The sequence below is a fragment of the Runella salmonicolor genome, assembly GCF_024158025.1.
Classification (GTDB): Bacteria; Bacteroidota; Bacteroidia; order Cytophagales; family Spirosomataceae; genus Runella; species Runella salmonicolor.
The window spans coordinates 183,044-208,720 of record NZ_JAMZEL010000010.1 but is presented as its reverse complement, the minus strand read 5'-3'; the positions used below and the strand labels follow the sequence as shown (position 1 = coordinate 208,720).

Genomic DNA, 25,677 nt, shown 5'->3' with positions numbered 1-25,677 from the left:
TAAGCACCCGTCACTGACCACCAACTTCCATTTATTAAGCAAATGCAAATCGTTTTTGAAGCCAATCAAAGCCCTTGTCGAGCAGTAATCCCACCGTACCGATGATTAAGATGGCCGAGAGGATTTTCTCTAAGCTGAGCGCGTTCCAACTGTCCCACACAAAAAAGCCAATTCCGACGCCTCCAGAGAGCATTTCACCTGCCACAATCACCATCCACGCCACGCCGATGCTTAGGCGTAACCCAGTGATAATGTGCGGTAAAGCAAACGGGATGATGACTTTGGTGATGTATTTCCAACGGGAAAAGCCGTAAGCCTTCGCCACGTTTTTGTGGTCTTGTGGAATTGAGGCCACGCCAAAGGCAGTATTGATTAATGTGGGCCATACGCTGGTGACAAAAATGATAAAAATCGTTGCACCCTCGGCGGCTTTGAACGCCAACAATCCCAAAGGAAACCACGCCAACGGCGATACTGGGCGCAAAATCTGGATAATCGGATTGATGAGTCGGAAGGCTGTTTTGCTGGATCCGATAAGCAACCCAAGAGGAATGGCTACGAGGCTGCCCAATCCAAAGCCGCTGAATACGCGGATAAGTGAGCTGACCAATTGATTTCCAATGCCTTTGTCGTTGGGTCCATAATCGTAGAAAGGAGTGGCGAGCATTTCATTAAAGACCGACCAAGTCATCAGAGGCGACGGGATTTCGCGGTTGGTAAGGAGAGAAATGCCCCACCAAGCGCCGATTAAAATGACCGCACTTCCGATGCCAAACAACAATGGGAGGTAGGTTTGTAGATTGAGTAATTTCTTCATTTTCGTAATTTTAATGGTTGATATTCAATGATATACCATGATTATTTCTTTGCAGAAGCCAGATACGCAGGGATGTTGCCAGGGTCAAACATCACATCGTAAGTGGTTTTGAATGCCTTCATGTCGTCGGTCATGACGGGGACTTTGGCTTCGCGGGCTACTTCGGCGTAGAGGTCGTCCAAGATGAGTTTTTCGGCAATACCCTTAAAATCGGGGTTGGATTTCAACATTCCGAACCGAACGTACTGCGCCAAAAACCACATTCCGTGTACTTTGCGGGGCGTGTTGACAAACCCTTTATTGTAAAAAGTCATGTAATCGTCTTTGTATTTCTGAACGCCCAATTCGCAACCTAAATCGTTGGAACCCAGCAAACGGGCTTCAATGACGGGCAAAGCGGCGTTGACGTAATAAGGTTTGGAAAGCCAGCCCGCCGCTTTTTTGCGGTTGCCCATGTTGTCGAGCCACTGACAGGCTTCCAAGACGGCTTTCATGATATTTTTGAGGTTTTCGCGCTCTTTGGCGGCAAATTGCTTATTGACAACCAACGCTTTTTCGGGGTGGTGTTTCCAAATATCTTGACTGGCAATCTCCGTAAAGCCGATATTTTGGGCGGCTGCCATTCCATTCCAAGGTTCGCCCACGCTGAACCCCTCCATGTTGTCTACGCGCATATTAGCCACCATTTGCGGCGGCGGAATCGTGATAATCCCCACTGATTTTTGGTTTATACCTGCGGCGGCCATCCAGTTGCGAAGCCAAATATCGTGCGTACCGCCTGGAAAAGTCATGGCAAAAGTTACTTCTTTGCGGGCTTGTACTTGCTTGACGGCGGCGGCGACTTTGTTCATTTCTTTGAACCCTACCAGTCCGCAAAAATCTTTGGAAAGTGTGATGCCTTGGCCGTTGTTGTTCAAAACCATCGCAATCTGCATTTCGGAGCCTGCTTTTCCGCCCAAGCCAGTGTAGACGGAGAAAGGCATCCCAAAGAGGCAATGCGCCCCGTCGAGTTCGCCGTTGAGTATTTTATCGCGAATGTTGGCCCAAGAGGCTTCTTTGGAAAGAACCACATCGACGCCGTATTTCTGAAATAAACCCAACTCTTTGGCTGCCACCAACGGAGCGCAGTCGGTGAGGGGAATAAAACCTAATTTTACTTGGGGCAAGACCGCTTTGCGCATCGACATTCCGGCCATCAAAATAAGGGCGGCCAACGGCGCGAGAATAATTTTATAGGTAGTTTTCATTGGATAAAGACATGGGTAGAGCAGACGCTAGGCCACTGGCCGCGTAAATTGCTTTTGGTGAAATTGATTAAGTGATTTTATAAGACTTGCCAAGTTTTTGAAACTTAGCAAGTCTGTACTGCCGTAGTTATTGTTTAATCGCTACGGGTTTTGAATAGAAGAAATCGGGGCGAATATTGAGCATCAAATAGGCCCAATTGGCACCGTGTTTGGCTTTGTCCATCGTTCCCAATTTCGCATATTCGAGGCTGTTGGAGCCTTTTAGGTAGCAATAGCCCAATTCTACGTTGGTAAACTTATTGAGGTTGTAGTTGAGGATAAAATCAAATTCGTTACCCAACTGACGGCTGATTTTGCCACCTGCGGCGTCCAAACCGTTTTTCATGTCATTGGCCAAGGCAAAATTGTGAATGTCGAAGGTAAAGTATAGGTTAGGATTAGCCACGTATTTTGTCTTGAAGAAAGCATTTCCTAAACCACCAGCGGGTGCACCAGTACCTACGTAAAAATAATCCATGTAGCCCCAGTGTTTGTGCGGAGTGCCGTACAGAGGGTCAAACCGGTGGTCTTTGCCGTCGGGCGAAACGGTGTTGTTGCCCGAAAGTACTTCATAGCCTGGCCCAAAGGAGAATTTGCCTTTCTGAATCGAAACGTTGGCCCCGTAGTGATAGGCGCTCAGGCTTTGGCCGTCGCGATTTTTGCCGCCCTGCTTGTATGCAAACGCCTGCCAAGCAATTTTACCTAATTTTGAAGAAGCATTTCCAATCAATCCTGTGAGCATGGCTCCGTAAGTAATGCGACTATTAACGCCCTCTACGTCGTACCGGCGGCCATACACTACGCCGTTGGCGGTGCTACCGAGGCTGTCTATACGGTACTTCTGAAAATCGTCTTTGAAGAGAAGCCCCGAGAATTTTGTTTGTCCAAATTTACGGCTTACGTAAAGCATTTGCATGGATTTGAACATTTGATTTTGGCCGTTGGTGCTGAGCGGAGACGCCAACACCGGTGCGCCACCTTTGCCTGAAGTCGGAATAAAATCGGTCGGAATACTCACAAAAGCACCTTTAGAATTGGCGATCGTGGCGGGGACATTGCCTGCCGCGTAGAAAGTGCCCGCTCGGCCAAAGGCGTCGGAATTTTGGTTGAAAGCCGCGCCTAAGTCGATTTGCCAGCCGTTTTTCATGGCTTTGAGCAGGGCCATGTCAAAGCGCCGCCCCTGCTGGAGCCAGTCCAAATTGCCGAGCAAACGTACATCGTCATAGATCAATTCCTGACGTCCTATTTTAAGAGATAAGTTGTCGAAAGCCTTGAATTTGAGGGTGGTATCGGCGCTATTGGCCAAAATCACTTCGGCCCAAGCTTCGTGCAAAAATAACTTTGAGCCGTCGGTGTTATTGATAGAAGCGGCATCTTGACCCCAGACCCTTACATCCCGAACGTTTACACCAAACGTTAGTCGATCCCATTTATAGCCGAAGATAAGGCTGGTGCGCTGAGAAGTGAAGGCCGCGGGCTTTGCCCCCGCTTTGGGAAGGTTGCCTACTCCATCCCTAATTTCAGTCCGTGTTCGGAGTTGACCCTGCAACGAAAGTTGCGCATGAGTAGTTTTGCTTAATGCAAAGATTAAAAGAACCGCGCCAAAGCACTTGACGTGTAATGGTTTTTTCATAAATTTGTAATGTTTTAAGTTAATCCCTAATTTAAAACTGCTAATAGCCCCGTCAGAACCGCCATTCTGCGGGGTTTTTCTTTTTCCTTACCAACGAGCGTCCGCCAACGCTGCTGTAAGTTTACGTAAGAGCTACCGATGTTTATGAGGTGGGAATGAATGTATTTCTTTAAAAAGTACTATTTAAAAAAGAGGTGTTTCTGTAAAGGTAAATTCCTGTAAAAAACTTAATCAAAAAATATAGTTCTTTAAAAAAAGATTATTAGAAAAGTTTATACATTTACTTTTGATTTTTATCAGAATAATATTTGCCTTTCTTGCCTGCTTAATAATTTTACTTAAAGGTATGCTGAAAATGAACTTTCTCCAAATATTACATTCATTTTTTAGGTTAAAATCTAAAAGTTCTTTATTTTTTATAAAAGTTTCTTTTAAAAAGTACTATTTTTAGGTTTGAAAGTTGTAAAAGTTGAAATTTTAGTTTTTTTAAACTAAGTAATTTTTAAGTAATTGTGACGGATCTTAATTTCGCTATAAAATACAATTTGAATACTGCGCTTGCCAAAGGAATTAAGCAGGCGGGTATTGGCAAGCATGGTAGCAAGCCACTCTCTTCAGAGTTGGTAGACGAGTGTTTGCAGGAGTTGCAGAGCGGCCAGGCCAATGACCTACAGAAAGGAGCGTTTTTTGGGGCATTGATGATGAAAGGCCCCACGGAGGCAGAGCTCAAACTGGAAGCGTACATTGGCAAGCACGCCTTTGCTAATCCCGTTTTTTTTCTCAACAAGCTGTGTCCTGATTTACCTCAGCACCTGTTTCCGATTGGCGTAAAGTTGTTGAACGGTAAATCGTTACAAGTATCGGAGGCGCATCAGTTGGGCGACTTCCTGATGTCTGACGAGCTGTGCGAAACGTTTCGGGGGATGGCAGTCAGCATTTTGCGGGTTCGGTATGAAACAAATGACGAATACCAAGGCTTGCACAATGCCGTTATGAGCACGTACGCGCCGGGTTTTCAACGGCACGTCAAAACGAAATTTCCGATTGTTCAATTGGCGGAGCCTTTCGACGGTGTTGAACATTCATACATGATAACTCCGTTGCTGGCGTATTTTTTTCAGGAACGAAATTACAACGCCGTCACGGCCATCGGACGCTCTTCGGGGCCGAAGTATACGTTCAATTCCCATGACCTATATCTTTATTTGGGTAGTTGGCTGCTGGCCGATAATCATGAGTTGTTGGAAATGAACCCGACGTTTGGGTGGGTACTTGACCAAAAAGCATTATCTCCCCCGTTGGACAATTGGGTGGAGCGTCGCCGAACCACCATCAAGCGCCCGTTTCTGGCCACCCTCGAAAAAGTCTTAAACCCTTGCGGAGCCCGTATTCTGGTGACGTCGGTATTTCACATTACGTATCAGATGAAAATGGCGGAGTTGGCCCTTATGGCAGGATTTGACGGGGTAATGGTGCTGAAACGCGGGCTGGAAGGCAGCCTTGCGCCTGCTACTTCCAAAGCAAGCGGGTTGCTGTGTGCGGTACGTAATTCCAACGGTCACTTATTTTTTACCCGTTTGGAGCATGATTTTCCCGCGTTTGAACAATTCCGCACAGAAACCGACGACGAAATAGCATCGCCTACGGCCGAAATAAATGCTGCCTTGATTCGAAAATATTTGCACAACGGGCGTACTGATTACGCCGATTTTGATAACCGGGTAAACTACGCCAAAGCCCTGTATATGCGTGGCTTAGATTGGATTGAAAGCCAGATTGGGTATTGATGTGGTAGACATTGGACAATTGATTAACCCACAGTCCAATGTCTACTATCTATTTTTCTTCTTTTTCGATTTACTGCCGAAAGCTCTTGCTGATCCAGCCGCCGCCCACTACGTCGTCGCCTTCGTAGAAAACCGCCGCTTGTCCGGGAGCAATGGCGCTGACGGGGTCATGAAACAACACCTGAATGCGGTCGTCGCTTTCCTGTATAATGGTAGCGGGCGTACCTTCGTGCTTGTACCGGACTTTGGTCACGGTTTCTAGCGGGCCTTCGATACGGGCGTATTTTTGAAGATTAAGTTTTGAGACGTACATGCCGTCGCGTTCGAGGTCTTTGTCAATGCCCAAAACTACTTCGTTGGTATCTTTGCGGATTTCGGTCACAAATACGGGGTAGCCCAGCGCAATGCCCAAGCCCTTGCGTTGGCCGATGGTGTAAAAAGGATAACCTTCATGTTTGCCCACGACTGTGCCGTCTTGCATCACGTAATTGCCGCCCATTACTTGGCTTTCAAGCTCAGGCATACGACGTTTGAGAAAGCCCCGGTAGTCGTTATCGGGCACAAAACAGATTTCGTAGCTTTCTGATTTATTGACCAAATCCATGAACCCGCGTTCTTTGGCCATTTCCCTAATTTCGGTTTTACGCAAGTGTCCGAGCGGAAGTTTGGTCCGCGACAGGCTTTCCTGCGACACCCCCCACAGTACATAACTCTGGTCTTTCCACGTATCTACGCCTTTAGACACAATGAACCGGTCGTTTTCCTGACGCATATTGGCGTAGTGGCCAGTGGCAATAAATTCACAATCGAGTCGGTCGGCGCGGCGTAGCAAGGCATCCCATTTGATGTGGGTGTTGCACAAAACGCAGGGATTAGGCGTGCGACCTTCGAGGTACTCCCCCGTAAAATGGTCGATGACGTAATCGCCAAACTCTGTTCTGATGTCTAATATGTAATGAGGAAAGCCCAGTTCAACGGCCACGGTACGGGCGTCGTTGATGGAATCAAGGGAGCAGCAGCCTGTTTCTTTTTTGGAGCCTCCGCTACCGGCATAATCCCAGGTTTTCATGGTCATGCCGATGACTTCGTAGCCTTGTTCGTGGAGTAATACTGAAGCCAGTGAACTGTCGATGCCGCCGCTCATGGCGACCAAAATGCGTCCGTGTTTGCTCATAATTGTATCTGACCGAGGTTCAAAGCCTCGCGATGATTGGTTTGATATGTATTTGTTTTACTTGTTGTTTTAGCCTGTTTTATCTGGCCAATTTTTCACTAACAAATTTTTGAGTAAATCCATTCAGCCGTGAGCCGATAATTTAGAGAGTCGTTGGTGGAGACGGGCGTTTACGTTGATTAGGATGTCAATAACTGTAGATTTTTTCAAATTCTCAATCGAAGCTATCTACGTCCCGAACGATATTTCGTGCGTTTCATCCCTTATTTAAGATGATTTAACACTTTTTTATTCTTTGATGCAACGTTTGATTATACATTTGCATCATTAAGTTGTATTTGTCGCAAAGCAAAGTTTAACCTTGATTTAAAAGAATGCGGATTGTCCGAAATTGTTGAATAGGATGTTCGAAATCGGACAGTTGCTTAAAAAGTAAAAAACGATAAGTATTTGATTATTAAGTATTTGTCACTTTTATTTTGTCTGGCACAGCATTTGAAATAAATACATTGAAAATTATTTGTAACCTTTTGCACCAACGCAAGTATTCACTAACAGCCATCTTAAAAACATTTTCTTACAGTCATGAAAACAATTTTTTGTTCTACGCACTTCCATCACAAACCAAGTTCATAAGGTAGTTTGCCATTCATCCAGTCTATGTACCTCTCATGTACTTTGTATTGCATAGTACCAGATAAAACAAGCAACTTTGTATCGTCATTCAGGAAAAGAAATACCAACAGCCATTAACAAAAGTTCTCGTTTACCGTCAGTAATTAACAGCCATTAAAAAATAATCAGTAGTTCAGCATTAGAGTACCTTACAGCATTAGAAAACAAATTAATTACAACAGCCAATTTAAAACAAAACGGTGCGGCGATCCGCAACACAGCAAAAACATCATGAAAACACTCATCACTTCGCTCGCCTGCGCTTTAGCGCTTACTTCATCCGTTGCTTTTGCATCAGATCCAACCGAAGACAAAAAAGCCAAGCCTTTGCAAATAGGCGTATTTACGACCAAAGAAGCCAAAATTCAGTTGGCAGTTCGCAAAGGCACGGGTCAAAATGCGGTCATAATCCTGCGCGATGCTAAGAAAAATGTAGTCCACGAAGAATTTATGACCAAGAAATCAGAAAAATTTGACGGTCGCTTTGATGTAAGCAATCTTAAAGAGGGAGAATACACTTTGGAGATTGTTTCAGGTAACGAAAAGATTCAGAAGCAGGTAATTATCAAGTCTTCTCAGGAGGAGGTTGCTGTTAAGCGCAGTATCCAATTAAACAAATAATTACTTACATCACAGCCATTTAATCAAGACCATGAAATCCTTCGCCATACTGCTCGTAAGTGCATTGTCATTTGCCTCAACCGCCGTTGTTGCCAACCCTGGAAATACCCCAGCCGTTGGAAACAAAAAAACGGAAAACCGTACTGCCATCACTTTTGAAACGAGTGCCTACATCACCAAAGACGCGGCCATTCGGTTGGCGGTTAAGAAAAATGCTCCTGAAAGAGTGTACATCACACTTCGTGATGCGAGCAACACGGTTCTTTACAGCGAAACTATTAACAAGAATGAAATGTCGTACGCGGCCAAAATCAACGTCAATGACTTGACCGACGGCGCGTATAAACTGGAGATTTCGACGGGCAAAGACCGCGTAGTAAAACGCCTAAACCTGTCGTCTTCTAAAATAGAAACGCAGCGCTCCATTACCGTAAATTAGTTCCCTTTTTTATATCAATTACAACAGCCAATTTTTAAAAACAAAAATCATGAAAACAATCATCAAATCACTCGTTTGCGCTTTGGCGCTTGGTACTACGGTCGCTTTTGCTCACCCAACCGACGAAAAATCGAAAGATAATCGCCCCGTACCCACTTTTGAATCAAGTACTTACGTTTCTGCTGATGCCAACCTCCGGGTGGCCGTTAAGAAAAACACCACTGACCGAGTATACATCACCTTGCGCAATACCGACGGAGTAGTGCTTTTTGCCGAAACCATCGGTAAAAAAGAAACAGCGTATGCCGCCAAAATCGACGTGAAAGACTTGAACGATGGCGTGTATCAGTTGGAAATTTCTTCGGGCAAAGACCGCGTGGTGAAAAAACTGAACCTGACTTCTCAGAAAGTTGAAACCCAGCGCGTAGTGACGGTTTTGTAAATTTCAGCACCCAACAATCATATCTTGCGAGAGGGCGATGCGTTTGCATCGCCTTTTTTATTGGTCTCACTCTGGTCATCCGTTGTTTGGTCAGAATTTGATTCGTGGAATGTGCCGCTTGGGCTTTCTTTGTGATGAAGTTAAAAGGCTATAAATGATTAAAAGTTTTGTAAAATGCTTAATCGGCCAACTTTTAATGCCTACTGACCATGAATAAAAAGATAAATCGTTTACTTTCGCTTTAAATGAATGTTTTCTCAAGTGATTCTTCCATGAAAATTCAAGTAAATTGGGTTGAAGTAGTTACGTGGTCGGTCAGCGCGTTGCTTATCCTGTTTTTGAATACCAACCTAAAAACGGGAGAAATTCGCTGGGATTGGGTGATTGCCATTACGGTTTCTTCTTTCCTGATTGGGTCGGTGCAGAGTTATTTGATGCCGTTGCTTATCCGACAAGCAGCCGATTGGAGTGTCCAAAAAACGCTCGGAGTCTATGCGTTGTGTGTAGTCATGACGGCACTAGTGGTGGGAAGCAGCATGATGTTCTTGATGCAAACGCTTAAAGGTGAACGCTATCCTTTGCGGGCGTATTTATCGAGCGGAATGATTTATATTCTGATGACGTTTGCTTTTACTTCGGTTTACATGATTCGGGCGTTGGTAGATCGTTGGCGAAGCGCCCTGTTGAAAGAACAACAACTCAATCAGGCATTGTTGAAGGCTGAATACGACACGCTCAAAAATCAGGTAAATCCGCATTTTCTGTTTAATTCATTGAATATTTTGAGCGCGCTGATTCCCGAAGACCCCGAAAATGCCGTCAATTTGGTAGAAAGGCTTTCCAAAGTTTTTCGGTACAATCTCCAGAACAACGACCGTGTAACGGTGGATTTGGGAACGGAACTAAAAATTGTGGAAGCCTATCTTTTCATTCATAAAATGCGTTTTGGGGATAATTTATCCTACCGCATTGACGTCTCGAAGGAAGAATGGCCCCAGCAAATCGTGACCCAAGGGCTACTGACATTGGTCGAAAATGCCCTAAAACACAACGAATGTTCTTCCGAGAAACCCCTCAAAGTAGAAGTCTACGCCGTGCAAGATGGTGTGGTGGTGCAGAATAATTTCCAACCCAAAAACAAGCAGTTTCTTGATTCGACGGGTATCGGGCTCAAAAACTTGAAAAGCCGCTATGCCTTGCTTACCTCCCAAAAAGTGCAAGTAATCGAAGACGACCAAATCTTTGAAGTTAAGATTCCTTTTGTTTAACAAAGGGCTGTGAATCAACTTTATAAAACGAATTTATTCTCTCGAAATGAAAATATTAATTCTTGAAGACGAGCCGTTGGCGGCCAAACGTATCGAATCATTGGTGAAATCACTGGAGCCGACGGCCGAAATTCTGGGCAAGTTGGAAAGCGTACGTAGTGCCGTAAAGTGGTTGAACGAACACCCGCAGCCCGATGTAATTTTGATGGATATTCAACTCGCCGATGGCCTTTCATTTGAGATTTTTCAACAGGCCGATGTCTCAGCGCCGATTATTTTTACCACCGCCTACGACGAGTACGCCATTCGGGCGTTTAAGGTAAACAGCGTTGATTATTTGCTCAAACCCGTGGAAAAAGACGAATTGGAGGCCGCCCTGGAAAAGCTAAAAGCCCAAAAAGGGGCCACTTCTCAGACCCAAATCGGAAAAGCATTGGATGCCTTGTTGAGTCAAAAAACGGATTGGAAAACCCGATTTTTGCTGAAAGCGGGTGCCCGATTCGACATCGTGGAAACCAGTGATGTGGCCTATCTGTACGCCGAAGATAAGGTAGTGTTTTTGGTGACGAAAGAACAAAAAAAGTACTACGTAGACGAGACGCTTGATGAGCTGGAACAAAAACTGAATCCTGCGCTTTTTTTTCGAATCAACCGCAAATATCTAGCCCAATTGCCGTCTATCGAGCGCATCGAGCCTCATTTCAACGGCCGGCTGAAAATCAAACTTCGCCACCGAGAAGATGACGATATTTATGTGAGTCGAGAAAAAGCTGAAGTATTCAAGAAGTGGCTAGATATGTAAAACTTAATTCATCAAACGGGTTTTGACCCACCAACTCACTTCCTGATGCGGGAAAGTAGTATCCCAAACAAACCGACTCATATCGGCGGCGCTGGAGGTTTTGTGCGATATTTCCACCACGCGCATTACGTCAATGTGGTGCATCGAAGGGTCAAAATCAGGAGCTAGGGTCATTTGGATGTCTCTGAAAGGCACGTAAATTTCCAGCTTTGCACAGATGTACTGGTCTTTCTCAACATCATAAGCCACGGCCCGGCCATCGGGCAGAAGAAGCATCAGCGGGCAATGAAAAAGCTGCTCGTAAAGAGAATTAAAATAGTGCCACCCAAAAAATAGGTACACTTTTCGCTGAAATCCAATACCTACCCTTTCAAGGGCCTGCTCAAGGGCAAAGGTTCGGTTTTTGATGTGGTCGGCCCAGTTGGGTTGTTTGTGCGGGTCAACGTGGCGTAACCAACGCTTGGTGTTCCAGTCGTAAATTTCCGCTTTTCCAAGCCTAAGTTTATAATCATAAATCGAAGGGCGTTCGTGAACATATCCCGGATAGTACCATTGGCGGTCGGTCGCTTTGGAATATTCTATTTCGAGCAACATGGTATATATTCCCAAGCTGTATGATGAATACCCTGGGTCAAAAAGCCCCAACAAACTCATCAAACTGTTTTCGCCTTGGTCAAAATAACTGATTGCTATGAGCCGGTCGTCGTCGTAAACGGCCACTTCGTAGGTTTCAAAACGAGGCGTTAAAACCAGAAATTCCTCCAAAGAATTACTCAAAAAACTTCTAAAGCGTCGTTGGTGCTGGTGAAAAAGTTCTTCTTTCTCCCGCGTGATGGTCGCTTTGCGAATTTCGTGCCGAAAAAGCTTTTCATTGCGGCTCAACAACTTACGTAAACGCTTAGAATGCTCGTGTTCTGACAGTTTTATGCGGATATTGATGGGCGCGCAAATGTCGTTGTCGAAGCATGTCACCTTAGCTCTGAACAGCATATTTACCGTCCGGAACCAGCCTGACGCCAAATAACGGTCGAGTCGTTTAGGAGAAAGTTGATGGGGTAAATAATACTGGAGTATGGGGTCGTTCATGCACTAAAATAAATGAAATTTGAGAAAAGAAAAAAGGCGGTAGAAAAAATAATTTCTACCGCCTTTTTAGTGCAAAAATCACGCCATTAATTATACCAATCTGTTGATGCAATTTAGGTCTTCGAAAGCTACCATAAGGCGTTGAGACATGCTCTCTTCTCCTTTGCGAAGCCATACGCGCGGGTCGTAATATTTCTTATTGGGAGAGTCTGGTCCTTCTGGATTTCCGAGCTGTGTTTGCAAGTATCCTTCTTTGTCTTTGTAATATTTCAGGATTCCTTCCCACGTTGACCACTGCATATCAGTGTCGATATTCATCTTGATGGCACCGTATTGGATGGCTTCACGAATCTCTTCACGCGTACTGCCCGAACCTCCGTGGAACACGAAGTTGACGGGAAGCGCCCCCGTGTTGTATTTTTCTTGAATATAATCCTGTGAGTTTTTCAGAATGATGGGTTGCAATTTTACGTTACCGGGCTTGTATACACCGTGTACGTTTCCGAAAGCCGCCGCGATAGTGAAACGACTAGAGATTTTGCTTAATTCTTCGTAAGCGTACGCTACTTCGGCGGGTTGCGTGTATAATTTAGCGCTGTCTACGTCGGAGTTATCAACGCCGTCTTCTTCGCCGCCTGTTACGCCCAATTCGATTTCGAGGGTCATGCCGATTTTGGCCATACGCTCAAAATACTTGGCGCAAATCTCGATATTTTCTTCAAGAGGCTCTTCCGATAAGTCGAGCATGTGTGAGCTGTACAAAGGCTTACCGTATTGGTCAAAATACTTTTCGCCCGCATCGAGCAAACCGTCAATCCAAGGCAATAGTTTTTTGGCGCAATGGTCAGTGTGCAGAATCACTGGAATGCCATACAACTCTGCCATTTGGTGTACGTGCATTGCACCCGAGATAGAACCTGCAATAGCGGCCTGTTGATTGGCGTTTGAAAGGCTCTTGCCAGCGTAGAAAATACCGCCTCCGTTGGAGAACTGAATGATGACAGGGGAGTTAGCTTTCTTGGCAGTTTCCAAGACGGCATTGATGGAGTTGGTACCTACGACATTGACCGCGGGAAGTGCGTAGTCGTTTTCGTTGGCATGACGGAAGATTTCACTGACACCTTCGCCCGTTACTACTCCTGATTTAAAGCGGGTTATGATTTCGCTCATGGTAAAATTGTCTTTTTTGGGAAAAAATTTTAGTTAAACAAAGATATGTTTCAACTTAGGTGGGTTGAGTTTGCAAAGTAGCAAAATTTTGAGGAATTTTTTACATACCCATTACTTTGAGGTTGACGCCCGTCTTCGATAAATCAGAACGCTGTCTACGGTTTGAACCAGTTGGTAATGCTGTGAAATATATGTCTTTAATGCTGGAAAACGATAGTGGCGGTAGGTAGTGTCGCACTGTGACGATAAATGTTGAACGGCAATATCAACAAATAAAGCAGGGCGATTATCTTCCATGTCTTTGATGACCTGTTGCAGCCGATACGGCTGGTGCGGGCCTGGCAGATAGGCATTGAAGGTGTGAGCGGTTCTGATTCCCTGCGGCATACCCGTACTCAAAAAAAAGCGGTCGGCCCATCCCCACAGTACTAATTTATCCCCTTTTTGTTGGTGTTTTTGCAGGGCTTCTGTAATGGCAGACTCGGGCTGCCGGTGATAAATATGCTGGTACGACAGCAGATTGGCAATGCTCTGAAGTCCAGCAAATAAAAGCAACCAACGTACTCCAAAGGTAGGATTAGTGGAAAGAAACTCCACGACGACAAAGGTCAGAAACAGCAACGGTACTACCAAGAAAAGTAGATAGTGCATAAACATATTGCCCGATTGCAGTATGGCATAAATGGCGGCTAATAAGTACAAAAAGCCGAAAGTAATCAGTCGGAAAGGAGTGTTTGTTTGTTTTCGAGAAAACATAATCAAACTCATCAACCCGCCGACAATCAAGGTAAATTGTCCCAAAAAATAGAGAGCGACGTGTTTGCTGTAAAATATAAAATGAAGCCCTCGACCCAAATTGAAACGCTCACTGAGCGGGACTTTTGAAAACGTGGTGGTATACGAATAAAAGAAAAGATTCCAGAAATAATCTTGCCAAAATGAATTAATATCGTTGTGAAGAAAATAGAAAATATTGACCAAAAGCGTCGGGGAAATTCCGCCAGCGGTCAACAACGCCACGTACCGCCATTGGCGTTGGTAAATGAAGAAGCCCAGCGCAAAACCGGCCGTCACCAGCCCCAAAGGAATGGCCTGAAATTTAGCAAATGGTAATAGCCCGAGACTGAACCCGAGTAGGCAAGTTTCCCACGCATTGAGGTGCCCTGTCTTTTCTAACTTACAGTAGAGCCACAGACCCAAGGTCAATAAAAAGATGCAGAAGTGTTCGGAATTGTAAGAGACAAAGCCAGGGTTCCAGGTGGTGCCGAAATATAGGGCTAACGGCAAAATATACCATACCGCCTTACTGGGCTTGATATACACTGAAAATGCTTTGAATAAAAAAAAGACACTCCCCGCCCAGAACAAGACACCAATGAGTTTGGCCATCAGATACCCTTGTTTTATACCTAACAAACCAGCGGCCACCAGGGGTAATACGGTTAAAGGACGGCTGTCGCTGTAGTTGAAAAGGGTCCACCATTTTTCAGACGACTGCAACACCGTGAGCGCCGAAGCAATCCAGGTACTTTCATCTTCGTCGTATTCGCCTTCGCTTACAATGAGCCATCTTCCAATAATCAAACAGGCAATCAGACAAAAAACAATCCAATTTGTTTGGTAAGGTTTGGCAATCAAGTTCATAACAGTTGGGATATTTGGCTGCTTCAAAGAGGTAAAATGTATTGAGTTTAAACTAATAACAGGGGTTAGGATTGACAGAATAAATTCTCTAGCTATTCTGTCAATCCTAACTTTTACGAAAAAATAAACGGCAAATATTTAAAGCCCGCTAAGGGATAGGTATTGCCGAACAACCCTATTTTTTCAATTTGGTATAGTATTTGAAAAACAAAGGAATGGTTTCAATGCCTTTGTAGAAGTTAAAAAGTCCGTAGCTTTCGTTGGGAGAATGGAGGGCGTCGATGTCGAGTCCGAAGCCCATCAGGATTGATTTTACACCTAATTCCTGCTCAAACAACGCCACGATGGGGATGCTTCCTCCGCCGCGTGTGGGTACGGGCTGCTTGCCGCCCCATGCTTCTTTCATGGCCAATTCGGCCGCCTTGTATTCTACCGAATCTACGGGGGTGACGTAGGGAAGTCCGCCGTGGTGAGGTTTTACCACTACTTTGACCGAAGGCGGCGCAATCGATAAGAAATGCTTGGTAAAAATATCAAGGATTTCGTCGTTGTTTTGGTCGGGTACGAGGCGCATACTGATTTTGGCGTAGGCTTTTGAAGGCAGCACCGTTTTGGCACCTTCGCCAGTGTAGCCACCCCAGATGCCGTTTACATCGAGGGTAGGACGAATGCCCGTGCGCTCAATGGTGGTGTAGCCCGTCTCGCCCTCAAGCTCATCGATGGCCAAGTCGCGCTTGTATTCGTCAAGGTCAAACGGAGCTTCGTTCATCAGGCTGCGCTCTTCGGCACTGAGTTCTTGTACTTTATCATAAAACCCAGGAATGGTGATATGGTTGTTTTCGTCTTTCATTGACGCAATCATTTCACACAGCACGTTGATGGGATTGGCTACTGCGCCCCCATACACTCCAGAGTGTAAATCGCGGTTGGCACCCGTCACTTCTACTTCCAGATACGTAAGTCCGCGCAAGCCCACCTCGATAGAAGGCACGTCGTTGGCAATGATGCTGGTGTCTGAAATCAGAATTACGTCTGCTTTGAGTTTTTCTTTGTTTTCACGTACAAAAGTTCCTAAATGGTCGGAGCCTACTTCTTCTTCGCCCTCAATCATGATTTTGACGTTGCAGGTCAGCGAGCCAGTAGCCACCATGGTTTCGAGGGCCTTGATGTGCATATAAAATTGCCCCTTGTCGTCGCAGGAGCCACGCGCATAAATGCGCTCATTTCTGATGGTAGGCTCAAAAGGTGGCGTTTCCCACAGTTCGTACGGGTCGGCGGGTTGTACGTCGTAGTGACCGTAGATTAGGACGGTGGGCAGGGCGGGGTCAATGATTTTTTCGCCATACACCACTGGATGACCAGGAGTTTCGTGAATTTCGGCCAAGTCGGCCCCGGCTTTCAGGATGGATTCTTTCACGGCCTCCGCGCAGCGGCGCATATCGCCTTTGAATTTGGGGTCAGCACTGACGGATGGAATACGCAGCAAGTCAAACAACTCACTCAGAAATCTATCTTTGTTTTGTTCGATGTATGTTTTCATTTGGTTTGAATAGATAAAAAGACCGTTCTTCTTTGGTTGAATCCGTTTGCCCCAAAGTTAGCGGGGTAAACGGATTTAAACGAGTTATTTTGAGCAAAAAAATAACCAAGATGGAAGAATACACTCGTCTCAACAAAGAACTTCAATACCTGCAAACCCAAATTGCAGAAAAGCAGTGGGTTGAAGCGCGTTTGATTGAAATGGAGGCAAAAATGGCTAATCAAAAATCGCAGTTGGCTCATTTAGAAGAACAACTAGCGAAAGAACGAGCCGACATAACGGCGCTGGAAGGCCTTTCGTTGGTGGGTTTGTTTTATTCGATACTGGGAAACAAAGACCAACAGTTGGAGAAAGAACGTCGGGAGGCACTGATGGCGCAGTTGAAATACGATGAAGCGCAGCAATCGTTGGCGCTCAGTGAAGCGGAGGTAGAAGGGCTGAAAATCCGAATGCAAAGAATCCATGAAGCCGAAGAAATGTTGGAGGTAAAATTGGAAATCAAACTTTCCCTTTTGTTGCTCGAACCTACCCCAGCCGCTCAGGCATTAAAACAACGGCATACGCAGTGGCAAGCGTTGAAAAAACAGAAATTGGAAATCTCGGAGGCATTTGAAGCAGGAAAATTGTACCGAGAGATTTTGGAATTATTGACTAGACAACTCAAAAGCACCCAAAATTGGGGTACGTGGGATGTGATGGGGGGCGGGATGTTGAGCAGCTATGTAAAGCAGCAGCGTTTGGGTGACGCCCGAAAAACCCTAAGCTCTTTGCGGCATTATGAATTAAAATTTCGCCGTGAATTGGCGGACATAAAGCAATCGCTTGATTTGGACGTGGAGCTGACGAGCGTTGAAGGGTTTTTGGATGTGTTTTTTGATAATCTGATTACCGACTGGATTGTACAACAACGGATTAATCGCTCTTTGGCGGGGGCTCAGAAGGCATTTAGTCAAGTTGGACAGGTTTTGGATATGTTGGTGGTTCGGTGTCAACAAGTTGATAGTCAGATAGAAATAGAAGAATATGAACTCAAAAAAAAGATAGTGGAGGCCACGTAGAGACGCAATATGTTGCGTCTCTACGCATTGTTTTATGGACATTCAAACGAAAACTCATACACGTGCTTCGCAAACTCCGACCAGCGGAGTTTTTCGCCGATTTTCTTTACCAGCGCAGGGCAACTTGCATACATTACCTTGATTTCGTCCTCGTATTCTTTCTTCTTGAGTTTTTTGGCGGGTAAATCGCCCGCCTGCACATAATACGATTTATCGTCGCCGCCGGCCATGGTCATACCACCAAAACCCACGCGCATGGTTTCGGCCGCAAAGGGGTCATGAAACACCTTTATTTTGCTATTGAATCCAGGATTTAATAACTGCATCAGCAGCATTTCTTGGTCTTTTTTTAGCACAACCTTCGCTTTCTCAAAATACGCGTAGCCTTTTTTAATGATTTCACTATCAATGTATTGTGCATCCCATTTTTTTACTTTTGTGCCCACATCCATATTGGTCGAGAGTTTCGAAAGTCCACTGGGCATTAGGTACATGGACTTGATTTGGTCGGGCTTGAGCGTGATTTTTTTGCCAGTGGCGTCTTTAATAACCACTTCTTCGATAAGTCCTTTTCGACGGTCTAAGTCTTCGAGGGTACCCTCTAGTTTGGTCCCGTTTTCGAGGGTGATGTAGGATGTTTCTTTGCCCGAAAACCGGTCATAAGCAGGAATAAAGTCTTGTGAAAAAGCCGTGCAGCTTAGCAGAAGGCAGCCCGCTAAGGTGAGCAGGTACGTAGTTTTTTGCATAAAGGTTGGTTTTTTTTGTAGAGGAGACAAATGTAATAAAAACCCCTTTCTGCCGTGCGATAATTGATTTATCGGGAGCTGTGGCCAACTGGCGTGTATGTTATTGGTAATGAAGCATTTTTTTGTACGTGGCAGCAATGCGGGCTGGTTTGGCCCCCAACCGAAACAAGGTCATGGCGACCAGATTGGCCACTTGTACGCGGGCCCAACTGTTGGTGTCGTATTTGCGGGCCGATACACAAACCTCTTTGGGGATGATTTTAAACGCGGCCCTGTTTTTTCTCCACAACCGGCGCAACAAATCGTATTCTTCCATGATGACATAATATTCATCAAAACCGTAGAGTTCATCAAACAACGGGCGAGTGATAAACAGGGTTTGGTCGCCGCCACGCGCCGTAAGAATGTTCAAACGTGTTAAATAATTGTTGAGTTTGAGCAGTGTTTTGTCAGAATCAAATCGGAAACGATAGCAGCCCGATTGATAACCTTGGCGTATGGCGCTCTGAATATCGTTGACAAAACCGCTTGGGGGGCGTGCATCAGCGTGAATGAAGTACAAAATTTGGCCCGTAGCAAAACTAGCTCCGTAGTTCATTTGAGCCGCGCGGCCTTTTTTGGGTGAAATCACAACGGTTGCACCTGCCTTTCTGGCCATCTCGGTGGTTTTGTCCTCGCTACCGCCGTCGACTACGATGATATTGGCCAATGCTACCCCGCCCTCTTCTTGGAGGTATTTTACTAGTTTTGTAATGTTTTTTTCTTCGTTGAACGTTGGTATAATGACCGATATAAGCATAAAATCTTAACGTTTCTGTTGATTATACTGAATGGGTTTGTTTTTACTCAACTGATTGGTTTTGGGCTGCTTTGCAAATTTTGTGGATTAGACATTGTCAGAAAGCTTCGCCGATGGTGAAATAAAAATTGCCGCCGTCTTGGCCAATGGCATAGTCAAGCCGAATGTTGAGGTGGTCGCGGCGATTGGCCGTAAAACGTATTCCTGTGCCGTAGGCAAACTTAGGGTCATGCCACCGAATGATGTCTTTTTGGTTGCCCAATACCGCCGTTGACCCAAAAAATACGCCACCGAAGCGTTTGAAAATACCGAAACGTACTTCGCCCTGAGCCAGCAAAACATTGTCGTCGCGGAGGCGGCCTTGATAATACCCGCGCATTCGTTTGCCGCCACCGAGTTCAGACAGCATATTAAAAGGGGCGTTACCCCACGTAAAACTACTGAACAGATTTCCTGCCAAAACCACTTTTTTAAGTAAGGTTTGGTAGCCTGAAAAATCGCCCGTCAAGCGGTTAAAAAGTGCATTCCCACCCCAAAAAGGGGCATTGTTGAAATAAGCAATGTCGGCCGTAATGCCTTTTGACGGAAAAAAAACAATGTTCCGTGTGTCGTAAAATAGTCCTAGTCCCGCTCCCGAAGTAATACTGCGCGGCGTACCCGGAACGCGCTCACTGGCAAATTCGCCGTTAGGAATGGTTTGAGTGATGCGATAATCTTCGTATTGATACCGAACGCCCAGGTATAAATGAGGATAGATTTTTTTAAAAAAATTAAGCCTAACGCGCGGAAAATCAACCCCGAAAAGCTCCTTCGGCACGGATTGATTGCCAATGCCGAAGTAATAATAGTTGTACTTATAAAATCCCAGTTCGCCGTTGAAATAATATCCCGCATTTTTGAGAAACAACTGGAACGGTAAATAGTAAAGCGATTGTTTCTCTTGGGTAAACACAATGCCCAAACTCATTTGCGAAGGACGAGCTTGAAGGGAGTCATTTTTGAAACGAAACGTAGCGGTCAAGGCCGCGCCGTAGGCCCAACGCGTTTCGGGCGAATAATACACCGCCGGAAATGGCAAAATACTCAACCGTTTTTGCTGAGAAAAAGCCTTTTGCGTAAGCATACACCCCAGCAAAAGGGTTTGTAATAACGTAACGAGTATTCTTGACTGGAATTTTTGACGTGCCAAAACGGTTAAAATTTCTTTAATAAACGTGAACAAGCTGACGAAAGTTATGAATTTTGTGGCGAAATGATACCAATTCTCCCCCCACCAGAAGCCATCTACCAAATGAACGAATACGGGCGTGCGCGCATCCCGTTTTTGTTTATCCTTGATTTTTTAGCCCAACAACCCGTCGTTTTACGCTTGGATGAAGTAAATGCCGAGGAGTTGCTATACGAATTCAACGGCCTGACCAACACCCCCAAAAAAGGGGAATCCGCTCAACCCCGCGCCCAATTCCACAAAAGTGTACTCTCATTTGAGCAGTATTCCCCTAAATTTGATTTTGTCCTTCACCAGATAAAACGAGGCAATTCGTTTTTGGTAAATCTGTCGGTATGTACGGAAATAACGACTGATTTGGATTTAATGACAATTTTTAACCAGACAAAAGCAAAATATCGGCTGTGGTGGCGTGATAAATTTGTGTGTTTTTCTCCCGAAATTTTTGTGCAAGTTCGCGGCAATCGCGTGGCGTCTTTTCCGATGAAAGGCACCATTGATGCTGATTTGCCTTTGGCGCAAGAACGGATATTGGCGGATGTAAAAGAAGCTGCCGAGCACGCTACGATTGTGGATTTGATTCGCAATGACCTGAGCATGGTGGCCCAAAAAGTATGGGTAGAGCGCTATCGGTTTATCGATAAAATTGAAACCAACCAAAAAACGTTGTTGCAGGTAAGCTCCGAAATTGCGGGAACAATGCCCGATAATTGGCGCGAAACCTTGGGTGATTGGTTGTTTAAATTGTTACCCGCTGGCTCTATCAGCGGCGCGCCCAAACCCCGTACGCTTGAAATAATTCAGGAGGCAGAAGGCTATGAACGAGGCTATTATACGGGAGTGGCGGGTGTTTTTGACGGCGAAAACCTAGACAGTGGTGTCTTGATTCGATTTATTGAAAAAATAAATGATCAATTGGTTTTTAAAAGCGGTGGCGGCCTTACCGCCCGTAGCGAAGCGCACTCAGAATATCGCGAAGTGATTGACAAAGTTTATTTACCCCTTGCCCATGAATTTACCCCCATGTATTGAAACAATTCGTCTGGCCGACGGACAATTGTCAAACCTTTTGTATCATAACGAACGGCTTAATCGTACGCGTCGGGATTGTTTTGAAGCAACAAAAGAGTGGGATTTGAATAAGTTGATTGACATTCCGGAAGAAGCAACCCAAGGCCTTTATAAATGCCGGGTAACGTACGGCCGTGAGATTGAAAAAATTGAATTTGAGGCTTATCAGCCCCGCGTGATTGAAAGCCTGCTTTTGGTCGTCGATGATGTGATTGAATATGGGTTTAAATTTCAAAACCGAGTGGCCCTTCAACAAAATTTTGAAAAACGAGGCAAGGCCGATGATGTCTTGATCGTTAAGAAAGGCTTAATCACTGATACCTCTTATGCCAACGTGGTGTTTTGGGATGGCAGCCAATGGGCTACTCCCGATAAGCCATTGCTAAAAGGAACAAAACGGGCACAGTTGCTACGAGAAGGGGTGATTGTTGAACAAAAAATTCGGGTAGAGGATTTGGTCGCATTTACCCATCTTCGGTTGATTAATGCCATGCTGGATTTTGAGTCTACTCCTGTGATTGAAATCGGTCAAATTGGTTTTTGAGTAACGTTTATCAAGAATAAGTAAAAGCGAAGCGAGACTTATACACTACAGTAAGTCTCGCTTCGCTTTTGATTTAGTTAAGGAGAAGTACTTTGCGATGCTTTTATTTTTTTCAAAATAATCGGAACACACGTGTTTTCGGGACATTCGCAGTATTCTCTAACTACAATCGGGCAGCAGTTGTTGGTTGGACATTGGCCCGAATCGACTTTAACAGTGTAGCTTCCAGGTTCATGTACTGGCAAAGTTTGGGCAGTGGCTCCTGTGATTTCGACCCCATCTTTAAACCATTGATAAGAAGTAAAACCATCAGGGACCTTTATAATCAGGGTGTCTTTGCGGGATGTACAAATGGGTAGTGGTACACTTACGTAGGCAATGGCATAATCATCTTCGGTCTTATCAGAGTTATTGGGCTCAGAATCTACATCGATTCCTATGGCCTTGATAACTTCGGTCTGATTGCTCAAAAAACCACCTTTGAAGCCGTTAGTTTTATTGATTTTAGCCGTGATGGTTAAGGTGTCAGACTCGCCAGGCTGCATTGAGAACGGTCCCCAGATGTGTGTTGATGGGTTATAGGTTCCTTTGCTTGCGCTGAAACTGACGAAGCTCAGATTGCTAACCAGAGTATCTGCAATCATCACACTATCGGCAATGGCCGCTGAAGTCATAGCGGCATTTCGAACCACTATTTCAAACCTAACTTCATCGCCTACTTCATGTACACAATTTCCGATAACGCGTTTTTTGATTTCCAGATCAATTTTTTCTTCAATTGTCATTCCAATATCAAAAGTGTAGTTATTTTGGGAGTCATAGCCTGTCGTTACTTTTACTACTATTTGGGTCGAATCATTGTTGAGTTCAGCATCAGAATCACGAAGGAAATTTTGGGTATCTCCCGTTACCCGTAGTGGTGAAATCGTTAAGGTATCAATCAGTTTGACGGTTTGCCCCTGAAGCCCGTCATTGGCGGGGATGGTGTCCAGTACCGAAGTTGGAATTTTCTGATTCAGATCAATCCGAATTTCGTAGGCGTGTTTTCGTTTCAACCCACCCGTTACGTTTGTGTCATTAAAATAATAATGTCCGCCGTTGGCTGTGGTATCGCGGGCTACTTCAGTCCCGCCGTTTTGCATGTCGTGGAGGGTGATAATAATATTGTCAAGCGGCACTTCGTTGGGCGTCTGTATGCCATCTTTGTTGAAATCAAGCCATACTTTGTTCCCGATTTCGAGCGGGGCGGGCGCACAAATTCTCGCTAAGTCACCTACGCCACCAGATTTGCCCAATGAGCCAGGGCTGAGTGAATAAACAGAAAAGCTTCGGTTTCGTTTGCCAGTTTTGGTATCAAATGCAAGAAAACCAGTGGACAAATACACACCATGGATGGGGTCCATGGCCGAAACCAGTACTTCTGGGATACCCGCCATTTTAAGCAACGCTCCGTTGGTAATTTCTTGGTGTCCTACTTCGTTACTGCTATTGAGCCAGTAATCTTCGCCGAAAAATTCCCCCCCGCCGGGACCTGAATTAGTATTGACACCGTAACCTTGTAAATTACCAGATTTACCATTGTTTTCTAAAGTATAGGTTCCATCGGCATTGTATTGGGCTCTCACCATATCGCCACTCATAAACCCGTAATAGTTTAAGGTATCATCAATGGCGATACCAGGTTGATTTTGTCCCGTTTGTAGGCCAAGTCGGTCCATAAAGGCGATAAGCAATGAGCCATCATCGTCAAATTCTATATCAGATAAAATAGCCTGTGGATAAATGGCAAATGCCGAAACTGGATCGGGAGCCCCTGCTGGATAGTTGCATTGTTTAGGAAAAGCGTTGGTCCAAGGCTGCCATCCGTTGATTGTGTCGCATCCTAGCGTATTGTCAATAGAGCCACGAGGGTAGTCCAAACCGAACTCAAAGATATTTCTAAAAGAGGTAGTTTTTGGGTTAAATTCATAGATAGCGGCCTTCAAATCGCTTTTCTTTTGCGAGGTTTCTGCCGTACATACCACTCCTACGTAGAGCTTACCACGGTAATATTTAAGTGCCCAAGGCGCAAATTCATTGTTTGAACAGCCAGGGTTTGGGATTTGAAAAGACTTAGTTTGTGCCTCTGCGATGTTGGCGGGAGCTTTTAGCGGTTTCTGAACCGAAAAACTGTATAGTTTTCTATCGTATAAATTAATTAAAAATAAAGTATCCTGATAAACAGATAGTTGAGAGCCACCCATTCCCACCTTCGCTGCTACATGAAACGCAAGTGAGTCGCGGCTGCGGGCTAGTTTGTCGGCAGGGAGTATATTGAGCCCCGTAGTGGGGTCAATGTGTGGGTCAGGGCCAGTATCAATACCGATGGTTTTAACATCAATAAAATTAGAGACTGTTCGGTTTTTGAGATCAACGGAGTAGAAACCGCCTGTACCCAGTGGGCCGAGGCCTACGTGACGACGGGTGATGGCCCCCACGAGTAAAGTGTTGGATGAGCGCTGATAGGCTGAAATCCAAGTTGATCCGATTGTGGCAGCATCGGTCAGTTTTTCCATAGGGGGGCCCGACGGCGTTCCACCTTCACCATCAGCATCGTAACCAAACAGTACCAGGGCGGGGTCATCGCTAGCGCTGCCATTTTTGAGAGGATCGCCCATGGTGTAGCAGGCCGTAACGACCGAAACCTCACTGGCGACACCACAAAACTCATCATCGTTGAAAATACCAAGGTTGACATTGGATGCAGGGGCTTGCACAAATTGGACTTCCGTGCCTTTTTGAGGGCCAGTTGAACTAACGGAAAATGTCTCGGGTAGATTAAAAAACTCTACCCTGACAGCGGTACCCATAGGTGCCTGTTGGCTCGTAAAAGCATAATGACCAGCCGTATCGGTATGAGTAACGAAGGGCTGGCTATTACCATTCACAAAGATTCGTACCCCAACGGCGGCTACTCCCGCTTCGGTAGGAGATACGAGTGTTTGGATGCCATTTGCGTCAAAATCATAGAAGACTGTACCGCTCACTTGAGCTCGGCAATCTACACTATAAGTCATAATTAATAAATTAATGACAAAGAGAGCTCGTAAAGCGCGGGATGTATGACAAACCCATGGAGACAATATGCTCATGATGAAAGTAAATGTTAAATGATTCATTGAAACCAAATAGGTATATTATTTAAATTAAATAAAGTGCTGATAAATAGGTATTTATAATATTTATTTTGCGTTCAACATACAATAATTATACTTCAAAGGGGTGTGTTTAGAGAATGCTTGGCTATTTAGGGCTAAAAAGTATGTTTCTATTTTTTTAGTTTTAGTAAACAAAAAAGCTAAAAATTGCTCTTTATATTTGGCATATTAATTTAATTTCAAATACCCTGCCATTGTATATTGAATTGACTTGGGAATAGGTTAGGGGATGGGGGTGATGGAGGAGAAAGGGGGTGTAAATGAGCTAAAAGGTATAGGGATGGGGCGGAGGCAGTGTTGTGAAAAACTATTTGGAATAATTTTATTTTTTATCAGGGAAGAGTGTTTTACAAAATTGGGCAAAGACAAATGCAGGAGAGCGACTTTAACAAATATGATGCCAAGGCTTTTGTTTTTGCTGATTTACAAGGCTGTTGTCGTGTTTTTAAACCATTGAAAAAGAGAAGGTTTGCTCTGTAAGGTATATATTTTCGCCTTTTGTTGTGACTGGCTTGTGCGTTATGGGATAAAAGTGCTTTTGGCAAAACACGTCGAAAATCACATAAAAGCGTCGGCTTCGATTGGGTACTTAAAAAGGAAGAAGCTATCTAGAAATACAGTAGAAATTGGGTAGATGAATGAACCATCTA

Annotated in this window: 21 protein-coding genes; 9 read left to right on the top strand and 12 right to left on the bottom strand. The window is 44.9% G+C overall.

Translation table 11 applies throughout. The annotated features are described in order from the left end of the window. Positions 1 to 34 precede the first annotated feature (34 nt). The 3 genes from ntrB to NCI00_RS21565 all read right to left on the bottom strand — a co-directional run bounded on the left by ntrB (position 35) and on the right by NCI00_RS21565 (position 3,736). On the bottom strand, positions 35 to 817 hold the full coding sequence (gene ntrB / locus NCI00_RS21575; RefSeq protein WP_253531069.1) for a nitrate ABC transporter permease: 783 nt from the start codon (positions 815 to 817) through the stop codon (positions 35 to 37). A 41-nt stretch (positions 818 to 858) separates the two neighbouring features. Further along, positions 859 to 2,064, bottom strand: a complete 1,206-nt coding sequence (locus NCI00_RS21570; protein ID WP_253531067.1) for a CmpA/NrtA family ABC transporter substrate-binding protein — start codon at positions 2,062 to 2,064, stop codon at positions 859 to 861. Between the two features lie 127 nt (positions 2,065 to 2,191). Further along, entirely contained in the window at positions 2,192 to 3,736 is a 1,545-nt protein-coding gene (locus NCI00_RS21565) for an alginate export family protein (protein ID WP_253531065.1), read from the bottom strand. A gap of 545 nt (positions 3,737 to 4,281) precedes the next feature. On the opposite strand from NCI00_RS21565, the gene NCI00_RS21560 reads away from it, so the two are divergent. Next, positions 4,282 to 5,523, top strand: a complete 1,242-nt coding sequence (locus tag NCI00_RS21560) for an anthranilate phosphoribosyltransferase (protein ID WP_206023367.1) — start codon at positions 4,282 to 4,284, stop codon at positions 5,521 to 5,523. A gap of 70 nt (positions 5,524 to 5,593) precedes the next feature. Here the strand turns inward: NCI00_RS21560 and mnmA are convergent, their stop codons facing one another. Next, positions 5,594 to 6,697 (bottom strand): tRNA 2-thiouridine(34) synthase MnmA, encoded by a 1,104-nt coding sequence (mnmA, locus tag NCI00_RS21555; protein WP_114068919.1) that lies wholly within the window; start codon positions 6,695 to 6,697, stop codon positions 5,594 to 5,596. 906 nt (positions 6,698 to 7,603) lie between these two features. On the opposite strand from mnmA, the gene NCI00_RS21550 reads away from it, so the two are divergent. The 5 genes from NCI00_RS21550 (at position 7,604) to NCI00_RS21530 (ending at position 10,944) form a co-directional block, all read left to right on the top strand. After that, the gene (locus NCI00_RS21550; RefSeq protein WP_253531062.1) at positions 7,604 to 7,993 is read left to right on the top strand and encodes a T9SS type A sorting domain-containing protein; all 390 of its coding nucleotides are present in this window, start codon (positions 7,604 to 7,606) and stop codon (positions 7,991 to 7,993) included. 31 nt (positions 7,994 to 8,024) lie between these two features. Beyond that, on the top strand, positions 8,025 to 8,432 hold the full coding sequence (locus NCI00_RS21545; RefSeq protein ID WP_253531059.1) for a T9SS type A sorting domain-containing protein: 408 nt from the start codon (positions 8,025 to 8,027) through the stop codon (positions 8,430 to 8,432). Between the two features lie 49 nt (positions 8,433 to 8,481). Next, positions 8,482 to 8,874: a T9SS type A sorting domain-containing protein gene (locus NCI00_RS21540; protein WP_253531057.1), complete on the top strand. Its 393-nt coding sequence runs from the start codon at positions 8,482 to 8,484 to the stop codon at positions 8,872 to 8,874. Between the two features lie 272 nt (positions 8,875 to 9,146). After that, positions 9,147 to 10,142, top strand: coding sequence for a sensor histidine kinase (locus tag NCI00_RS21535; protein WP_253531055.1), 996 nt, complete (start codon positions 9,147 to 9,149; stop codon positions 10,140 to 10,142). Positions 10,143 to 10,188: 46 nt separating this feature from the next. After that, on the top strand, positions 10,189 to 10,944 hold the full coding sequence (locus NCI00_RS21530; RefSeq protein ID WP_253531052.1) for a LytR/AlgR family response regulator transcription factor: 756 nt from the start codon (positions 10,189 to 10,191) through the stop codon (positions 10,942 to 10,944). Between the two features lie 3 nt (positions 10,945 to 10,947). Here NCI00_RS21530 and NCI00_RS21525 read toward each other — a convergent pair whose 3' ends face one another. From NCI00_RS21525 to NCI00_RS21510, 4 genes are all read right to left on the bottom strand, one after another. Continuing rightward, positions 10,948 to 12,030, bottom strand: coding sequence for a GNAT family N-acetyltransferase (locus NCI00_RS21525; protein ID WP_253531049.1), 1,083 nt, complete (start codon positions 12,028 to 12,030; stop codon positions 10,948 to 10,950). Positions 12,031 to 12,120: 90 nt separating this feature from the next. Beyond that, positions 12,121 to 13,200, bottom strand: a complete 1,080-nt coding sequence (gene fbaA, locus NCI00_RS21520; RefSeq protein ID WP_166560832.1) for a class II fructose-bisphosphate aldolase — start codon at positions 13,198 to 13,200, stop codon at positions 12,121 to 12,123. Positions 13,201 to 13,311: 111 nt separating this feature from the next. Then, a complete protein-coding gene (locus NCI00_RS21515; RefSeq protein ID WP_253531048.1) occupies positions 13,312 to 14,844 on the bottom strand; it encodes a glycosyltransferase family protein in 1,533 nt (510 codons plus the stop codon). 175 nt (positions 14,845 to 15,019) lie between these two features. After that, positions 15,020 to 16,384: a dipeptidase gene (locus tag NCI00_RS21510; protein ID WP_253531047.1), complete on the bottom strand. Its 1,365-nt coding sequence runs from the start codon at positions 16,382 to 16,384 to the stop codon at positions 15,020 to 15,022. 110 nt (positions 16,385 to 16,494) lie between these two features. Here NCI00_RS21510 and NCI00_RS21505 point away from each other — a divergent pair, with 110 nt between their 5' ends. Then, a complete protein-coding gene (locus tag NCI00_RS21505; protein WP_253531046.1) occupies positions 16,495 to 17,442 on the top strand; it encodes a hypothetical protein in 948 nt (315 codons plus the stop codon). Positions 17,443 to 17,474: 32 nt separating this feature from the next. Here NCI00_RS21505 and NCI00_RS21500 read toward each other — a convergent pair whose 3' ends face one another. The 3 genes from NCI00_RS21500 to NCI00_RS21490 all read right to left on the bottom strand — a co-directional run bounded on the left by NCI00_RS21500 (position 17,475) and on the right by NCI00_RS21490 (position 20,110). After that, the gene (locus NCI00_RS21500; RefSeq protein ID WP_253531045.1) at positions 17,475 to 18,188 is read right to left on the bottom strand and encodes a hypothetical protein; all 714 of its coding nucleotides are present in this window, start codon (positions 18,186 to 18,188) and stop codon (positions 17,475 to 17,477) included. A 100-nt stretch (positions 18,189 to 18,288) separates the two neighbouring features. Next, a complete protein-coding gene (locus tag NCI00_RS21495; protein ID WP_253531044.1) occupies positions 18,289 to 18,987 on the bottom strand; it encodes a TIGR04283 family arsenosugar biosynthesis glycosyltransferase in 699 nt (232 codons plus the stop codon). Between the two features lie 97 nt (positions 18,988 to 19,084). Next, entirely contained in the window at positions 19,085 to 20,110 is a 1,026-nt protein-coding gene (locus NCI00_RS21490; protein WP_253531043.1) for a BamA/TamA family outer membrane protein, read from the bottom strand. Between the two features lie 129 nt (positions 20,111 to 20,239). Between NCI00_RS21490 and NCI00_RS21485 the strand changes: the two genes are divergently transcribed. Both NCI00_RS21485 and NCI00_RS21480 read left to right on the top strand, forming a co-directional pair. Further along, the gene (locus NCI00_RS21485; protein ID WP_253531040.1) at positions 20,240 to 21,247 is read left to right on the top strand and encodes an aminodeoxychorismate synthase component I; all 1,008 of its coding nucleotides are present in this window, start codon (positions 20,240 to 20,242) and stop codon (positions 21,245 to 21,247) included. After that, complete coding sequence (locus NCI00_RS21480; protein WP_253531036.1) at positions 21,225 to 21,830, top strand: aminotransferase class IV family protein; 606 nt, start codon at positions 21,225 to 21,227, stop codon at positions 21,828 to 21,830. Before NCI00_RS21485 ends, NCI00_RS21480 begins: the two co-directional genes overlap by 23 nt. Positions 21,831 to 21,907: 77 nt before the next feature. Here NCI00_RS21480 and NCI00_RS21475 read toward each other — a convergent pair whose 3' ends face one another. Continuing rightward, positions 21,908 to 24,886, bottom strand: coding sequence for an SdrD B-like domain-containing protein (locus tag NCI00_RS21475; protein ID WP_253531034.1), 2,979 nt, complete (start codon positions 24,884 to 24,886; stop codon positions 21,908 to 21,910). Positions 24,887 to 25,677 lie beyond the last annotated feature (791 nt).

Bases quoted from the DNA above. Each gene is read 5' to 3' on its own strand.
- NCI00_RS21490 (WP_253531043.1), bottom strand. From the start codon at position 20,110: ATGCTTACGCAAAAGGCTTTTTCTCAGCAAAAACGGTTGAGTATTTTG.
- NCI00_RS21510 (WP_253531047.1), bottom strand. From the start codon at position 16,384: ATGAAAACATACATCGAACAAAACAAAGATAGATTTCTGAGTGAGTTG.
- NCI00_RS21540 (WP_253531057.1), top strand. From the start codon at position 8,482: ATGAAAACAATCATCAAATCACTCGTTTGCGCTTTGGCGCTTGGTACT.
- NCI00_RS21525 (WP_253531049.1), bottom strand. From the start codon at position 12,030: ATGAACGACCCCATACTCCAGTATTATTTACCCCATCAACTTTCTCCT.
- NCI00_RS21505 (WP_253531046.1), top strand. From the start codon at position 16,495: ATGGAAGAATACACTCGTCTCAACAAAGAACTTCAATACCTGCAAACC.
- NCI00_RS21475 (WP_253531034.1), bottom strand. From the start codon at position 24,886: ATGACTTATAGTGTAGATTGCCGAGCTCAAGTGAGCGGTACAGTCTTC.
- NCI00_RS21565 (WP_253531065.1), bottom strand. From the start codon at position 3,736: ATGAAAAAACCATTACACGTCAAGTGCTTTGGCGCGGTTCTTTTAATC.
- NCI00_RS21530 (WP_253531052.1), top strand. From the start codon at position 10,189: ATGAAAATATTAATTCTTGAAGACGAGCCGTTGGCGGCCAAACGTATC.
- NCI00_RS21480 (WP_253531036.1), top strand. From the start codon at position 21,225: ATGAATTTACCCCCATGTATTGAAACAATTCGTCTGGCCGACGGACAA.
- NCI00_RS21545 (WP_253531059.1), top strand. From the start codon at position 8,025: ATGAAATCCTTCGCCATACTGCTCGTAAGTGCATTGTCATTTGCCTCA.
- NCI00_RS21535 (WP_253531055.1), top strand. From the start codon at position 9,147: ATGAAAATTCAAGTAAATTGGGTTGAAGTAGTTACGTGGTCGGTCAGC.
- ntrB (WP_253531069.1), bottom strand. From the start codon at position 817: ATGAAGAAATTACTCAATCTACAAACCTACCTCCCATTGTTGTTTGGC.
- NCI00_RS21485 (WP_253531040.1), top strand. From the start codon at position 20,240: ATGATACCAATTCTCCCCCCACCAGAAGCCATCTACCAAATGAACGAA.
- NCI00_RS21500 (WP_253531045.1), bottom strand. From the start codon at position 18,188: ATGCAAAAAACTACGTACCTGCTCACCTTAGCGGGCTGCCTTCTGCTA.
- fbaA (WP_166560832.1), bottom strand. From the start codon at position 13,200: ATGAGCGAAATCATAACCCGCTTTAAATCAGGAGTAGTAACGGGCGAA.
- NCI00_RS21515 (WP_253531048.1), bottom strand. From the start codon at position 14,844: ATGAACTTGATTGCCAAACCTTACCAAACAAATTGGATTGTTTTTTGT.
- NCI00_RS21550 (WP_253531062.1), top strand. From the start codon at position 7,604: ATGAAAACACTCATCACTTCGCTCGCCTGCGCTTTAGCGCTTACTTCA.
- NCI00_RS21570 (WP_253531067.1), bottom strand. From the start codon at position 2,064: ATGAAAACTACCTATAAAATTATTCTCGCGCCGTTGGCCGCCCTTATT.
- mnmA (WP_114068919.1), bottom strand. From the start codon at position 6,697: ATGAGCAAACACGGACGCATTTTGGTCGCCATGAGCGGCGGCATCGAC.
- NCI00_RS21495 (WP_253531044.1), bottom strand. From the start codon at position 18,987: ATGCTTATATCGGTCATTATACCAACGTTCAACGAAGAAAAAAACATT.